Source organism: Acinetobacter baylyi DSM 14961 = CIP 107474, assembly GCF_000368685.1.
GTDB classification, from domain to species: Bacteria; Pseudomonadota; Gammaproteobacteria; order Pseudomonadales; family Moraxellaceae; genus Acinetobacter; species Acinetobacter baylyi.
Window position 1 is genome coordinate 958,478 of record NZ_KB849628.1, and the last position, 16,092, is coordinate 974,569.

Sequence of the window (16,092 nt, forward strand, 5' to 3'; positions counted from 1 at the left end):
CCTAAAAATAGTGCTTTTAATGTATAGATTTAATCTACAATCAGCTTTGGAAGTAACGTAAATCCAGACGCCCTTCATAAACATTTGCTGTTGGACCCGTCATCCAGACCACATCACCTTCTTGCCAGGCAATTTGCAGTTTTCCACCAGCCAGTTCCACTTCCACCTCATTGGCAAGTAAACCACGTCGCATACCACTCACGGCAGCAGCACATGCACCTGTACCACAGGCAAGTGTTTCACCCACACCACGTTCAAACACTCGTAGGCGTATGTGCTTTTCATCCACAATCTGCATAAAGCCAGCATTAACGCGCTGAGGAAAACGGACATGAGACTCTACTTGTGGCCCCATCGTTGCAACATCTGCTGTTAAAACATCTGGCACAATGGTCACTGCATGTGGATTACCCATATTAACCACATCAATTTTTAAACTTTGCTCATTGGCAAGTTCAAGCGTATACAGTGCTTCAAATTCTTCGGTTACAAACGGAATTTCATGTGGCATAAATTTCGGATAGCCCATATTTACACGAACCCATCCGTTTGGCCCTAGCTCTGGCTCGACAATACCCGCTTTAGTTTGTACCTTGATTTTGGTTTTCTTGGTGAGTTGGCGCTCATGTACAAAACGTGCAAAACAGCGTACACCATTTCCACACTGCTCTACCTCTGAACCATCTGCATTAAAAATACGATATTTGAAATCAACATTTGGATAATCAGGTGGCTCAACAATGAGTAACTGATCAAAACCAATACCGAAGTGACGATCGGCCATACGCTGGATGGTGGTGGTATCTAAATAGGCACGCTGACTGATGAGATCAAGGACAACGAAGTCGTTACCCAACCCATGCATTTTGGTAAACTCAAGTAACATGTCTTACTCCTCAGGCAACAAACGCTCTCTTTCCCACAACGATTCAATGCTTTCACGCTCACGAATCAGATGAGGTTTTTCATCATCGACCATGACCTCAGCAGCACGGCCACGAGTGTTGTAATTTGAGCTCATGACAAAACCATATGCGCCAGCACCCAGTACTGCCAAAATATCATTTTCCTGAATCGCAAGCGTACGCGCTTTGCCTAAAAAATCACCCGTTTCACAAATAGCCCCCACTACATCCCACTCTTTCGCTTCTGCTGATGTGCTTTCATTCACAGACTGAATATCCATCCATGCTTCATAAAGTGAAGGACGAATCAAATCATTCATTGCTGCATCAATAATAGCAAAGTTACGATGATTGGTCGGTTTGAGCAGATCCACACGTGTCAATAACACACCAGCATTGGCACTAATACTACGTCCTGGTTCCATGTAAACTTTTAAACCCAACTTTTCTAAAGCTGGTTTGAGCGCATTGGCATACTCTGCAACACTTGGAGGTGTTTCATCTTTGTAGCAAACCCCCAGACCACCGCCAATATCGATATGTTTAAGGTTAATTCCTAGCTTGTTCAGTTGCTCGATCATCACCATCACGCGATCAAGCGCATCGACAAAAGGTTTAGTTTCGGTCAATTGGGAACCAATGTGACAGTCAATTCCAACAACATCCAGATGAGACAGGGATGCTGCGTATTGATAAGTTTCAAATACGGTATCACTTGGAATACCAAACTTGTTTTCTTTCAAACCTGTTGAGATATAAGGATGCGTTTTGGCATCGACATCAGGATTCACTCGTAAAGAAACAGGCGCCTTTTGATCAAGTCGCACCGCTACTTTTTGAATTCGATCTAGCTCTGCATAAGATTCAACATTAAAACAGGCAATTCCAACTTCAAGCGCTTTTTGAATATCAGCTTCGGATTTACCTAAACCTGAAAATACAATTTTGCTTGGATCACCGCCAGCCGCCAATACACGTGCAAGTTCGCCACCTGTCACAATATCAAATCCAGAACCCAGTTTTGCCAAAACATTGAGTACCGCCAAATTAGAGTTTGATTTCACTGCAAAACAGATCTGATGATCGATAAAATCAAAAGCACGATCCATGTCTTTATAATGCTTTTCAAAAGCAGCTTTTGAATAGACATAAAGCGGTGTGCCAAATTGCTGCGCGAGCTGATCGAGTGAACATTGCTCGGCATGCAATACCCCATTAATGCGGGAGAAACTCATGAATGCATCCTTATTTTTAGCTTAAGGTGAAGAAGATGATACAGGTTGAGAAGCAGCAGATTCTTTAGCAGAATCCTTTTGAGTATGTTCAGCTTCAGGATGAGAATAAATTAAATATTTTGCACCTTTGTCATGTTTTGAATCGGATGGCAAATGCAGTGCCCCCGTTTGGCCACAACCTAGTAACGACAAACTCGTTGCAAATAAACTTACGTAGCAAATGACGCGGCGCATCTGATCACCTTTTGAAATAATTTGACAGATTATACCGTGATCAAATTAATGACCAAAGTGGAAAACCACAAAGCTTAGAATGATCTAAAAAAAAACGCCAGTCATCGACTGGCGTTTTTTCAATTATTTCTTAGATTTTAACCTTGGTTTGTAAAAACCGAAGTAACCAATCACTAAAATAACCAGCCAGATTGGACTTACCATCAAAGCTTTCATCGTATCTGGTTCCAATGACAGAACATAAATCATACCTACAAAAAAGATAATCAGGATCCAGCAGGTAAATAGACCACCTGGTAATTTGAAGATTGATTTTGCATGTAACTCTGGACGTTTTTTGTAATACACCATATAGCTCCAAATAATCATGAGCCATACGCAGATAAATAAAATCGTTGATAAAGTCGTTGCCAGTGTAAAGGCTTCAACCGTATTTGGAACAACGTATTGTAAAGCCGCACCTAGCAGTAAACATACAGTTGAAAAATACAGCGCATTTGCAGGAACGCGACCTTTATTTAATGCACCAAATGCTTGAGGTGCTTGCTTCTCTTTAGACAAACCGAACAACATACGGCTGGTTGAAAATACACCGCTGTTCATAGATGACATGACTGAAGAAAGTACCACCAAATTCATGATAATGGCAGCAGCAGCAATACCTGCCTGACTAAACAAATTTACAAATGGGCTAATATTTGGATCAATCCGATTCCATGGTGTCACCGACATCACAATAAGTAGTGCCAGTACATAGAAAATAATGATACGAATTGGGATCGAGTTCACCGCTTTAGGTAAGTTAATTTCAGGGTTCTTGGTTTCTGCAGCAGTGGTCCCAACCAACTCAACACCAACGAAAGCAAAGATCGCAATCTGGAAGCCCGCCAGGAAGCCATGCATGCCTGTTGGGAAAAACCCGCCATTGGCCCACAAATGGGTAAATGAAGCCACTTCACCACTGGTGGAGGTAAAGCCTGTGAAGATCATCCAGAGTCCTACCAAAATCAAAACCACAATTGCAGTAATCTTGATCATGGCAAACCAGAATTCAAGCTCGCCAAACAATTTAACCGTCATGAGATTAAGCCCCATGATAAAGAAAATTGCAGCGACACTGATCATTGCCCCTTCAGTTGGTGTAAAGGGCATACCATTATTGAAAAATTGCAAATAATAAATAATGGCAGATAAGTCTGCGATACCAATCGTGATCCAACACAACCAATAGGTCCAGCCGACAAAATAGCCTGCCCAAGGTCCAATCAAATCAGTCGAGAAATCAATAAATGACTTATATTGAAGATTGGATAAGAGTAACTCGCCAAGCGCGCGCATGACAAAAAACACCATAACACCAATAATCAGGTAAATAAAAAGAATAGATGGGCCAGCCAGACTAATCGTCTTACCCGAACCCATGAATAATCCTGTACCAATTGCGCCGCCAATTGCAATGAGTTGCAAATGTCGATTGGATAAGCTTCTCGAAAGCTCACCTTCTCCAGAAGGTTGACCGTGCATTTCATTTGACATTGTTTTTTTTCAACTCTCAAATTTTGTATTTCAAAATTAGCCCAAAATGCTCAAAATAAAAAAGATTATTTCGGCATTTATTCAATATTCTTGGAAATAACCATGCGTCAACGCAGTGTTTGAACACAATTTCTCCATGTGATATCGCAAGGCTTTTATCGTTCCCTGAGTTAGCAGTTTACGTGCCAAACTTAAATTAGGTGATGTTAAGCTAAAAATTTGTATTTCTGGCACGCTATTGCTACATTTCGTCATCAACGCCATCTAAATATGCACCAAATATGAGCAAAGTCAAAACCGTTTATCGCTGTGAGCAATGTGGAGCCGATCACCCTAAATGGGCTGGACAATGTTCTGAGTGTGGAGAATGGAACAGTTTGACTGAAGTTCGGCTTGAAACCAGTACCAATCATCGCGCCAAACCCAAACTCGGTGGTTATGCAGGAGAAATTTCAACTGTTACTACCTTAAATCAGATCTCTGTTTCACACGAAACACGGGTGGCCACTGGAATTGGTGAGTTTGATCGAGTGCTGGGTGGGGGGTTAGTCACAGGCTCAGTTGTACTGATTGGCGGAGATCCTGGTATTGGTAAATCGACCATTTTGCTGCAAACAGCAACTTATATGGCAAGCAGCAATAGCTCTGCACTTTATGTGACAGGCGAAGAATCATTATCTCAAGTGGCTTTACGTGCCCAAAGGCTCGACTTACCGACAGACAAATTGAAAGTCATGGCTGAAACTTGTGTCGAGCGTATTTGTGAAATATTAGCACATGAACGCCCTACCGTTGCTATATTAGATTCGATTCAAACACTTTACACCGAAACATTACAGTCCGCACCAGGTGGCGTATCTCAAATCCGAGAATCGGCAGCCTTACTGACTCGTTTTGCAAAACATAGCGGTACTGCGCTGTTTATTGTGGGGCATGTGACTAAAGAAGGTGCTCTTGCTGGTCCGCGCGTGCTTGAACATATGGTCGATTGTGTCCTATATTTTGAAGGACAGTCAGATTCAAGATATCGCATGATTCGTGCTGTTAAGAACCGTTTTGGTGCGGTGAATGAACTGGGCGTTTTTGGTATGACCGATAAGGGACTTCGCGAAGTTGCCAATCCTTCTGCTATTTTTCTGAGTCGTTACGATGAGGCAATTCCAGGTTCAATTGTGATGATTAGCCGTGAAGGTACTCGACCACTCTTAGTTGAAGTACAAGCACTGGTGGATGATGCTCAAGGACAACCGCGCCGTGTCGCTTTGGGCTTGGAGCAAAATCGTCTCAATATGCTTTTGGCTGTGATGCATCGTCATGGAGGAGTACAAACTTCTGGTCAGGATGTCTATGTCAATGTCGTGGGTGGATTAAAAATTACCGAAACGGGTTCTGATCTTGCAGTCCTTCTCGCCTGTGCCTCTAGTTTAAGAGGAAAAGCTTTGCCTCAACAGCTTGCTGTATTTGGTGAAGTTGGCCTCTCTGGTGAAATTCGTCCTGTCCCTAATGGTCAGGAGCGCTTAAAAGAAGCGACAAAACATGGTTTCACACACATCATTTTACCTCGTGGTAATGCACCTCAGAAAAAAATTGAAGGTGTACACGTCATTGCGGTAGCGCGCTTACATGAAGCCTTGCAAACTGCAATGGAGCTTTCTTCATGAGATAAGGATGTGGTTCAAGTTCTCAAATTCGGTGAGTTATTTTCATCATGTTATGCACTTCTTAAGCTATAGCATGATGAGGTCTTTAGATCATTTGCTATATCATAAATGATTCAAGTACGTATCCCCATTAAATATACCAAAAACTTAAATTGCTTTCAGAATCAAATGTATTAATCAAGCCACGATGTTTCGATATAAAAAACATATTTTTATTATTGAAATTCATCACAAAAGCCTGCATATATACACTCTTAACTTATTTTATTTTTGATTTTATTTTTTATACAGGAATTTTTAATGAAAGTAAGACAGCGTGGCCTTATAACGGGCATCATGATGGCTGCTTTAGTCATTGCTCCACTGGCTGAAGCTAAACGTGCTGGTGGTGGCAAAAGCCATGGCATGTCACGTTCAGCAGCGCCAAGCCAATCTTATCAACAGCCTCGTCAGGCCACTCCAGCGCCTCAAACGGCGCCTGCGGGTACACCTCAACGTTCGGGTCCTGGGGTAGGCTCAATGGTTGCAGCCGGTGTAGCTGGTGCGGCAGTCGGTGCCATTGCTGCCAATGCGCTGGCTGACGATAAGCATTCCACTTCTCCTGAACAGCAGGCAGCGCAACAAGCGACTCAAGCCCAACAACAGGAAGAAAAGAAAGGTGGCTTACCTGGCTGGATCTGGATTGTCCTGATCGCTGCAATTGCTTTCTTTATTTTCCGTCGTTTCGGAGCTAAAAAAAAATTAGCTGGTAATAATCCATACGCCCCAAATAATGCAGGTGGATCAACACCGTTTTCTACATCTACAACACCACGTTCAAATGCAGGTGCCGATAACACCAATATTTTTGGTCAATCTGTAGGTGGCGGTGCTGCACCAACGGCTGCACCTTTTGGCACAGCGTATAGCAACAGTGGAAACCAGCTACCTGACGGTACAGAACCTGCGGCCTTCTTGCGTATTGCACGTCAGCGTTTTAACCACATTCAGTCAGTGAACTCTGCAAGTAATATTGAAGAAATTCGTCGTTATTTGACACCAGATCTATATGCCTCAATGTATAGCGATATCATGGCAAATCAGGATCAAGATGTTGCAGAATTTAGCAATCTGAATGCGATGGTGGCAGATACGTCGACTGAAAATGGTCAATACATTGTAAGTGTACGCTTTACAGGTACAGTGAGCGAAGACTTGAACAGTCAGCCGCAACCATTCTCTGAAGTGTGGCACTTTGTAAAACCAGCAGGTTCAACTGAAGAGTGGAAAGTGGCTGGTATTCAGCAGGATTAATTAAAGACATCATAAAAAGTAAGCCGCGATCAGCGGCTTATTTTTTATCAAGCAATTGCAGCAGGAAATGCAATCACCTGTTCAATTTTAAGCTGTCGAGTTGCAATCATCAGTAACCGATCTACGCCAAGTGCGATACCCGCACAGGCTGGCATATGAGGCAAAGCAGCCAGCAAGTTTTCATCGAGTGGCATTTCTGCCAAACCTTGCAATTTGCGTTCTAAATTATCTGCTTCAAAGCGTGCTCTGAGTATATTTGCATCAAGAAGCTCGTCATAAGCATTGGCAAGCTCCAGTCCTTCGATATATACCTCAAAACGTGCGGCAACTTCTTCTCCATCTTCATCTATACGTACTTTGGCAAGCGATGCCATTTCTGGTGGAAAGTCGGTCAGAAATACAGGCGTATCGAAGCCTAGACTCGGTTCAACAATATGGGAAAATAGTAAATCTATATAGGCCAAGCGATCATTACCCAAGTCGAGATTTAAACCTACACGATCAGCCGTATCTTTAAGCTGCTTTAACGTTGCTTGTAATGGATTAATCTCTAAACGATCCTGAAAGGCATGTTTATAACTCAAAATCATGGGGCGAATTTCATCAAAACGTTGCTTTAAACACGTTTCAAGTAAATCAGCCGTTTCATGCATTAAATCTTTCAAATCGAATTCTGGGCGATACCATTCCAGCATGGTAAATTCACTATTATGTTTTCGTCCATGTTCATCATCACGAAATACTTTACAGAGCTGATAAATTGGCCCACTACCACTGGCGAGTAGACGCTTCATCGCAAATTCAGGTGAAGTTTGCAGATATTGAGTACGTTCTTTACCTTCAATATGGCGTAATGCCTTAACCGAAGCCAAATGTACATCTGTCACCCCTGCCTGAGAAATAATAGGTGTTTCAACTTCAAGTACGCCGCGCTCTGCAAAAAATGTGCGAATAGTTTGGTAAAGCTTGGCACGGGCTTGAAGTGCCTCGATAGAACACGTAGGTTGATAATGATTTGAGTGATGCTCTAAATTCACGCGACAGGGCCTCCATGCGCTGCCCATTCACGGCGAAGCGGGTATTCCTTTCGAAGCTGATCAAAAGCACACTGATCAACTTGTCCATCTTTTACACAAGCACGTAAATTGTGATCATCTTGTGCAATATCATAAATAGCACGTAAATGAGCTTTAAGTATTTGCTTTAAATCCTGTTGTTGAAAAAAAGGTTCACAAACTGGCAATTGTGTTTCAAATTTTTTACTGGCTTCATAGCCAAATACTTTACAAAAGGCATCATAGATCATCTGGGTTCCACGTGCCTTTCCCTCCAAACTATAACCTGCAATATGCGGCGTGACTAAATTCACTACATCCAGTAATTGTTCGGAAATTACAGGTTCATGCTCGAATACATCCAGCACCACTTTACGTCCAGTTTGGTAGATATCTTGAATCAGGGCTTGCTCCTCAATCACTGGGCCGCGCGCACTATTGATCAAAATAGTGCTTGCAGGCATAGATGCAAAAGCGTGTTGATCGAACAAATGGAAGGTCGGATGTGAACCTGAGTGAGTCAATGGAACATGAACCGAAATTGCATCACTTTTTTGGAGCACATCATCAAAGCTCAGATTATGAATGTCTGGTAACTGAACGAAAGGATCACAACCAATGACATTCCACCCTAACAGCGCTGCCATCTTCGCAAGTCGGCGTCCTACATTTCCCAGTCCAATAATCCCTAAGGTAAAATCCTGTCCCCGCTCAAATACATCCGAATCAAGATGATATAATGCCGTGATGACATATTCTGCAACCGCCTGCGCATTACAGCCAGGTGCATTGCTCCATAAAATATCTTGCTGTTGCAATGCTGAAATATCAAGATGATCTGTTCCAATTGTAGCACTGCCTACAAATTTCAACTGACTGTGTTCAATCAGTGCCTGATTCACTTTGGTCACTGAACGAACCAATAAGGCTTCAGCATCACTCACATCATGCGCAGTCAAAAGACGTCCTGCCCGATGTTGAATTTCTCCAAATTCTGAGAAAAAGTAATCTGTAAACGCAAGATTTTCATCTGCGACAATTTTCATAGTCCAGCCTCATGATTTCAACATCGCTATGATAACGCGTGAAAATTTAGGTGACCATGTAAATTCTGAAATTTACAGATTTGGATTGCAACATACTTAATCAGCTTATCAACGCTTCTTCAAATTTGCTTCAGATAAATAAGCTTTTTTGGTGGTTTTATTCCATAGACACAGTTCTTGACCTGTTTTATTTTTCATATGGGCTTGTGGATATTGCCCCTGAATCAGAAGTGCAGAATAACCAACACGATCTTCAAACAGCATGATATTACTCACTGGTTTGGCATTTTTAAGTTGACTGGCTTTTATACAAGCCGATTTGATCTCCAGATCATGTTTGTTCCATGCCTGCTCGGAGCTTGCGAAGGTTGCACTGGTCAAGGCAGAACTTGCCACAAAACCCAGAATAGAAAAATATTTTAACAAGATATGCTTCACTGCCATGATACTGATCCTATAAATTCTATTGTCTCCACCTATACTGAAATAATCGTATAACGGAATCTAGCAATTTACACATGTTGTAACAGCACTCATTCAGGATTACACATAACTCTGAAAAGTTGTTCAAAATTTAAATTTTAAAAATTGAATCAAAGACTTAATCATTTATAAGCGACTTATTTTATACCTTAACTACAACAAACTGCATAAAGTGGATAAAGACAAGGAAAATCTGGATAGAGCACTTCTCAAATTCGCGGTTCAATCAGACAAAAGCACTGATTGGATAGAGGAAGAGCCCATGACTGCACGTAACCTCGCCGAATGGCAAAATTTTGTACAAGGTTGTATCGATTTTCGCCCGAATGATGGTGTTTATCGAATTGCTCGCGATATGTTTACCGAGCCTGAGTTATTTGAACTTGAAATGGAACTCATTTTTGAAAAGGTCTGGATCTACGCCTGCCATGAAAGTGAAATCCCGAATAATAACGACTTCGTTACCGTACAGATTGGCCGCCAACCGATGATTGTGAGCCGTGATGGTAAAGGCGAATTACATGCGATGGTCAATGCTTGCGAACATCGTGGTGCGACACTGACCCGAGTTGCCAAAGGCAATCAGTCGGTTTTTACCTGCCCATTTCATGCATGGTGCTACAAATCTGACGGTCGTTTAGTCAAGGTTAAAGCCCCTGGCGAATACTGCGAAGATTTTGATAAATCAAGTCGCGGCTTAAAACAAGGGCGTATTGCCAGCTATCGTGGATTTGTGTTTGTCAGTTTAGATACCCAAGCGACAGATTCTCTCGAAGACTTTTTAGGAGATGCCAAAGTATTTTTAGACCTGATGGTCGATCAGTCTCCGACAGGTGAACTTGAAGTTCTGCAAGGTAAGTCTGCCTACACATTTGCAGGTAACTGGAAACTTCAAAATGAAAATGGCCTCGATGGCTACCACGTCAGTACCGTACATTATAACTATGTCTCTACTGTACAGCACCGCCAGCAAGTCAATGCAGCCAAAGGCGATGAACTTGACACACTGGATTACAGCAAACTCGGTGCAGGTGATTCTGAAACCGATGATGGTTGGTTCAGCTTTAAAAATGGTCACAGCGTACTGTTTAGTGATATGCCAAATCCAACCGTGCGTCCTGGCTACAATACTGTCATGCCGTACTTGGTGGAAAAGTTTGGCGAGAAACGTGCCGAATGGGCCATGCACCGTTTACGTAACTTGAATTTGTACCCAAGCCTGTTCTTTATGGATCAGATCAGTTCTCAACTACGTATTATTCGCCCAGTGGCATGGAATAAAACTGAGGTGATTAGTCAGTGTATTGGTGTTAAAGGCGAGTCTAGTGAAGCACGTCGTAACCGTATTCGCCAGTTTGAAGACTTCTTTAATGTTTCGGGTTTAGGTACACCTGATGATCTGGTTGAATTTCGTGAACAACAAAAAGGATTTCAGGGACGTATCGAACGCTGGAGTGATATTTCACGTGGTTACCATCAATGGACCTATGGCCCAACACAAAACTCGCAAGATTTAGGGATTGAGCCTGTGATTACTGGGCGTGAATTTACTCACGAAGGTCTATATGTCAATCAACATGGACAGTGGCAACGTCTCATTTTGGATGGACTAAACAAAAAAGCGCTCAAAATGCACGATGTTACTTTTGACAATCAATCTGTTATGGATGAGGTGTAATCATGTCTCTCGAACTTCATTTTGCAGTTTCACAGTTCCTCTATAAAAAAGCAGAACTATGCGACAACTACGATTGGGATGCTTACATCGATTTATATGATGAAGACAGTGAATACCATATCCCGCAATGGATTGATGATCACAACTACGTTCAAGATCCAAATCAGGGCTTATCCTATATTTACTATGAAGATCGTTCTGGCCTTGAAGATCGGGTATTTCGTATTCGTACTGGCAAAGCAGCTTCGGCAACACCTTTACCGCGTACCCAACACAACATTCATAATGTACAGGTCAAAACACTGGAGGACGGTTTGATTGAAGCTAAAGTGAGCTGGCGAACGTTGTACAACCGTCAAGGACTTGAAGGTTGCTTTTATGGACGTGCCACCTATGTATTGCGTCCTACAGAAGATAGTTTCCGTATCCGTCGTCAGCACAGTGTTCTACTGAATGACAAGATCGATTCGGTACTCGATTTCTATCACGTCTAAGGAGAATCAACATGAATCATTCTGTTGCACTCAACTTTGCCGATGGTAAAACCTTTTTTATCGCGGTACAAGAAGATGAATTACTGCTTGATGCAGCAGTTCGTCAAGGCATCAATCTACCTTTAGATTGCCGCGAAGGCGTATGTGGCACCTGTCAGGGAACATGCGAAACTGGGATTTATGAACAAGAATATGTGGATGAAGATGCATTAAGCGAACGTGATCTGGCTAAGCGCAAAATGCTGGCCTGTCAAACCCGCGTCAAATCTAATGCAGCATTTTATTTTGACCATCATTCTAGCATCTGTAATGCTGGTGAAACCTTAAAAATTGCAACCGTTGTCACAGGTGTAGAACTGGTATCGGAAACGACAGCTATTTTGCATTTGGATGCCAGTCAGCATGTCAAACAGCTCGATTTTTTACCGGGTCAATATGCACGATTACAGATTCCTGATACAGATGACTGGCGTTCATACTCATTTGCCAACCGCCCCAATGCCAGTAATCAGCTTCAATTTCTGATTCGCCTGTTGCCAAATGGCGTGATGAGTAATTATTTAAGAGAACGTTGTCAGGTTGGACAAACCTTGATAATGGAAGCACCTTTAGGCAGTTTTTATCTGCGCGAAGTTGAACGTCCTCTGGTGTTTATCGCAGGCGGTACAGGTTTATCGGCATTTTTAGGCATGCTGGACAATATTGCTGAACAACCGAATCAGCCATCAGTTCACTTATATTATGGTGTCAATACCGAAGCAGATCTATGTGAACAAAAACGCTTAACTACCTATGCCGAACGCATTAAAAACTTTAGTTACCATCCAATTATCTCTAAAGCATCAGAGCAATGGCAAGGCAAATCAGGCTTTATTCATGAGCATCTGGATAAAAATCAATTGTCTGAACAGAGCTTTGATATGTACCTTTGTGGTCCACCACCCATGATTGAAGCCGTTAAAACCTGGCTAGATGAACAGGCGATTGCAGATTGTCACATCTATAGTGAAAAATTCTTGCAAAGTAATACCGCAAAAACTTAATGCCCATTTCCCTTGCAATGTCATATCATCAGATATGACATTCTCTCTCACCTTGCTCTGATTCATCATCTATTTGAGTAATACATAAATATAACTGACCAACTCCTCCGCTCGTTTTTTGACATTTAGCGTTTCTTATTTAATTTTCAATCCATTTGATTTTATCTGTTTTAATTTTATTAAAAAATTTTCAATTACATCAAAATAATCAATATATTTCATACAGTTAAAATCACACCATATAACTGAAATAAATTGATCATTTTGCTCAGATTTGCTATATATAAAACATTGATCTTAAGGAATAAGATCGTATAAAGAGCACAAGGCGTGATCAAGTTTTTCTCTTTAGTCTGAAATAAACATCCCCTTTTTTTAATGCCTTAGATCATGCCTAAGCAGGTTTAAAAATAGTATTCCAACTGCTTTAGTTGGTCTATTTTTTGCTTAATTCTTTATGTCATTGCGAGCCACTTAAATGTTTAAGTATTGCTGGCAACATTTCAATCTGGTCATTTGGTCGACACAGTTGTGATGTTTTCAGTAAGCCAGCCAAAAGGAATATGTATGAGTCAGGTCAATCCCGCTATGGAATTAAATGGACGCCATCTACAACAATGTTCCATTTTTTCATCACAAAACTTGGTGTTTCAACATCAGGACTTAGGCGAAACCTGCAAAAGTGTGGGACAAATCTTTAAGCCACATCTGTTAAAAATTGTGCAACAACGCAACGATTTTTACTCATCTATGCACCATCTTAAGGCAGGTCGACTATCCATTAGTCGTCTTGAATACGGCGCCGACGTTTATATTGAGCCTGATCACTTAGAAAAATTTTATTTGATCCAGATTCCGATGCAGGGCTATGCCGAAATTGAAATTAATCGGCAAAAATTTATTTCTTATACACAAGTTGCATCACTCATTTCTCCCGATCAATCTTTGAAAATGCGCTGGCATGCAAACTCTCCTCAGTTAATTCTCAAAATTGATAAAGAAGATCTTTTACAGCATTGTCGTCAGCATCTTCCAGATGCACCACATCATTTGCCCTTATTTGAGCCTAAACTTGATTTTTCGACTCAGGGCGGAGCCTACTTCCTACAACTGATGCGTACCCTCATCGATGCCTTAGGCTGTGAACAACATCCGTTGCATCATCCAATGGCCTTCAAACAATTTGAATCCAGTCTGTTTAATGCGCTGATTTATGGACAACAAAATACTTTATTAGAACGTATTAAACAGGCCAAAGAACAAGCAATTTCTCCTTATTTTATCAAACGCACCGAAGCGTTTATGCGTGAAAATCTGCATGCATCGCTCACCATTGAGCAATTGGCCGAACATGCTGGTGTCAGTGTACGTACCTTATTTGCAGGATTTAAAAGCTTTTTGAACACCACTCCAATGGCTTATCTCAAAGAATTGCGTTTTGAACAGGCACATACTGAATTGTTACGTAACGAGGATGTTTCAGTCACTGATGTTGCATTCAAATGGGGTTTTACTCATCTTGGTCGTTTTTCTCAAGAATATAAACGCCGCTATGGTGAATTACCATCGTGCACGCGCCGTGCCACCATAGAACATCAGGATATGGGCTTAAGAGCATATTCATAATCAAACTAAAATATTTGACGACATCGAAATAAATCATCTGTTCTAAATTTATTTTGAGTAGAGGTTTTGCCTCAAGCCCATGATCTATAGACCCAATTTTTTAATTATATTATGTAGATTTTTCTCGTATTCATCACTAAACCATAGGCAATCTGTCGTGATCATTATGATCAAGCGCTCGTTCAATTTAAACAATAATAAAACCTATTTAGAACGCTCTAAATAGGCAAAAGGAAGTCACTGTCAAACATTGCTTATAGCAATTGATTAGAAATGATGAATGTAACGGACTTGCAAACGTGTGCCTTCAGGTCGATTCTTGGCGTCCTGCTCAAAATAAGCATTGGCAACCACATGGTCATTTTTTGAAAAACTGTACATTGCACCAGGACCAATTGCCCATACCTGTTCACGGGCACCTTTCACTTTCTCACCATTGACTTCATTATCTGTAATTTGTTTAAGCCAATAGCCATTCACACCTAAACGTAATTGGGGTGTTACCGCATAATCTGTGGCAAAGTTGGCATGAATCGCCTGCCCTGCCTGAAAATCATCAGCAGTGCCGTAAGTATAGTTCGGGTCATCATTTTTAAAATTATACAAATAATGAATACGGGTTGAAGCTGTCCATTTTGGGTTAAACCAATAGGTGGCAGCCCAATAGGGATCAAGCGATACGGCGTTATTACCCGGATTAATATTCTTTTCTCGATCATATTTCCCAGTTGGCAAGTTGACCTGAAACTCAACACGCTGTACAAATTTTGGGCCATTTGCTCCCATTACTGGATCAAACTGGATAAATGGACCAATCATCAGATCACCAAAGCCACCCTGTGCTTTGATTGCTGCATTGTTTAGGCCATCGTCCATATCCATTTTACTTACAAATGGAACCAGAAAATTCAGCCCCAGTGCGGCATGCTCTCCTACTCGTACATTGGACATATAGCTGATTTGCTCAACCATCACCTGATAGTTTAAATCTGTTTTAGGCAAAGGCAGTTTATTGCCTTGGTTGTCCATTAATTTATTGGAGTCATAATTTTGAAAGTAGGTTTGTGAATACCAACCTGGCCCAGCAGGTAAACCACCATCCAGAAAACTGGTCATACCCAGATTCACTGTTGGCAAATCATAGGCCTGCGCTGCACATGCAGTCATGACCACTGTTCCAGCAAGAAAACCTCTTTTAATCACATTGTTCTTCATCTTCGATCCCCGAAAAAAATCACGACCATAAGTGATCGTGATAATTGTAGTTATGCACTGAGCTCTGGATGCTCTGCTGCAATACGATATTTACCCGCATGAAAAACCAATGGCTCACCGATGCGTTGTTGATAATGCTCAATCTGACCGATAAAAATCAGGTGATCACCGCCTTCATATTGGTTAATGTTTTTACACACCAATGTCGCAAGTACATCTTCAAGCAAAGGTAGGCCACGTTCACATTCACGATGTGCAATACTGGCGAATTTGTCTTCTGAACCCCGTGCAAAATGTCCAGAAAGTGAATGATGCTCTTGAGCCAGCATGTGAATCGCGAAATATTCCGCCTCAGTAAAGTCTGGCAGACTCGGTGCAGTTTTTGACAAACTCCACAAAATTAAGGGTGGATCAAGTGATAATGATGAAAATGAATTGGCGGTCATTCCGATTTTTCGTCCATCACGACCACGCGTGGTAATCACGGTTACGCCAGTTGCAAACTGTCCAAGTAAATTTCGGATTTCTCTCGGATTTTCTGTATCAATCGGCTTTAAACCGAGCTCATGTGATGTATTAATATTCATG

General features: G+C 41.6%; 15 protein-coding genes and 1 pseudogene. 7 read left to right on the top strand and 9 right to left on the bottom strand.

Annotated elements, in window-relative coordinates; translation table 11 throughout:
* Positions 1-40: 40 nt before the first annotated feature.
* Entirely contained in the window at positions 41-886 is an 846-nt protein-coding gene (dapF, locus tag F952_RS13840; RefSeq protein WP_004928920.1) for a diaminopimelate epimerase, read from the bottom strand.
* Positions 887-889: 3 nt separating this feature from the next.
* A complete protein-coding gene (gene lysA, locus F952_RS13845; protein ID WP_353744284.1) occupies positions 890-2,113 on the bottom strand; it encodes a diaminopimelate decarboxylase in 1,224 nt (407 codons plus the stop codon).
* Between lysA and F952_RS17195 the strand changes: the two are divergent.
* A pseudogene (locus F952_RS17195) lies at positions 2,109-2,165 on the top strand (hypothetical protein); the annotation flags it as partial. The gene lysA and the pseudogene F952_RS17195 overlap by 5 nt on opposite strands.
* On the opposite strand, the gene lptM reads toward F952_RS17195, so the two are convergent.
* Complete coding sequence (gene lptM / locus F952_RS13850) at positions 2,162-2,374, bottom strand: LPS translocon maturation chaperone LptM (protein ID WP_004928924.1); 213 nt, start codon at positions 2,372-2,374, stop codon at positions 2,162-2,164. The pseudogene F952_RS17195 and the gene lptM overlap by 4 nt on opposite strands.
* A 123-nt stretch (positions 2,375-2,497) precedes the next feature.
* Positions 2,498-3,910: an amino acid permease gene (locus F952_RS13855; protein ID WP_004928926.1), complete on the bottom strand. Its 1,413-nt coding sequence runs from the start codon at positions 3,908-3,910 to the stop codon at positions 2,498-2,500.
* Between the two features lie 281 nt (positions 3,911-4,191).
* On the opposite strand from F952_RS13855, the gene radA reads away from it, so the two are divergent.
* Positions 4,192-5,571 carry a DNA repair protein RadA gene (gene radA / locus F952_RS13860; protein WP_004928927.1) on the top strand — a complete coding sequence of 460 codons (1,380 nt, stop codon included), beginning with the start codon at positions 4,192-4,194 and terminating at the stop codon, positions 5,569-5,571.
* Positions 5,572-5,871: 300 nt separating this feature from the next.
* A complete protein-coding gene (locus F952_RS13865; protein WP_004928935.1) occupies positions 5,872-6,864 on the top strand; it encodes a Tim44 domain-containing protein in 993 nt (330 codons plus the stop codon).
* Between the two features lie 47 nt (positions 6,865-6,911).
* Here F952_RS13865 and epmA read toward each other — a convergent pair whose 3' ends face one another.
* From epmA to F952_RS13880, 3 genes are all read right to left on the bottom strand, one after another.
* A complete protein-coding gene (gene epmA / locus F952_RS13870) occupies positions 6,912-7,928 on the bottom strand; it encodes an EF-P lysine aminoacylase EpmA (RefSeq protein WP_050816565.1) in 1,017 nt (338 codons plus the stop codon).
* Positions 7,898-8,965, bottom strand: coding sequence for a 4-phosphoerythronate dehydrogenase (locus F952_RS13875; RefSeq protein WP_004928940.1), 1,068 nt, complete (start codon positions 8,963-8,965; stop codon positions 7,898-7,900). The genes epmA and F952_RS13875 overlap by 31 nt, the downstream gene beginning before the upstream one ends.
* 108 nt (positions 8,966-9,073) lie before the next feature.
* Entirely contained in the window at positions 9,074-9,409 is a 336-nt protein-coding gene (locus F952_RS13880; protein WP_004928942.1) for a hypothetical protein, read from the bottom strand.
* 301 nt (positions 9,410-9,710) lie between these two features.
* Here F952_RS13880 and antA point away from each other — a divergent pair, with 301 nt between their 5' ends.
* The 4 genes from antA (at position 9,711) to F952_RS13900 (ending at position 14,289) form a co-directional block, all read left to right on the top strand.
* Positions 9,711-11,126 (top strand): anthranilate 1,2-dioxygenase large subunit, encoded by a 1,416-nt coding sequence (gene antA, locus F952_RS13885; protein WP_004928945.1) that lies wholly within the window; start codon positions 9,711-9,713, stop codon positions 11,124-11,126.
* Between the two features lie 2 nt (positions 11,127-11,128).
* Positions 11,129-11,620, top strand: a complete 492-nt coding sequence (antB, locus tag F952_RS13890; protein WP_004928948.1) for an anthranilate 1,2-dioxygenase small subunit — start codon at positions 11,129-11,131, stop codon at positions 11,618-11,620.
* A gap of 5 nt (positions 11,621-11,625) precedes the next feature.
* The gene (antC, locus tag F952_RS13895) at positions 11,626-12,663 is read left to right on the top strand and encodes an anthranilate 1,2-dioxygenase electron transfer component AntC (RefSeq protein ID WP_171056929.1); all 1,038 of its coding nucleotides are present in this window, start codon (positions 11,626-11,628) and stop codon (positions 12,661-12,663) included.
* 567 nt (positions 12,664-13,230) lie between these two features.
* Entirely contained in the window at positions 13,231-14,289 is a 1,059-nt protein-coding gene (locus F952_RS13900; RefSeq protein ID WP_004928955.1) for an AraC family transcriptional regulator, read from the top strand.
* Between the two features lie 267 nt (positions 14,290-14,556).
* On the opposite strand, the gene F952_RS13905 is transcribed toward F952_RS13900, so the two are convergent.
* Positions 14,557-15,504 carry a SphA family protein gene (locus F952_RS13905; protein WP_004928957.1) on the bottom strand — a complete coding sequence of 316 codons (948 nt, stop codon included), beginning with the start codon at positions 15,502-15,504 and terminating at the stop codon, positions 14,557-14,559.
* Positions 15,505-15,554: 50 nt separating this feature from the next.
* Positions 15,555-16,091: a flavin reductase family protein gene (locus tag F952_RS13910; RefSeq protein ID WP_004928961.1), complete on the bottom strand. Its 537-nt coding sequence runs from the start codon at positions 16,089-16,091 to the stop codon at positions 15,555-15,557.
* Position 16,092: the final 1 nt, after the last annotated feature.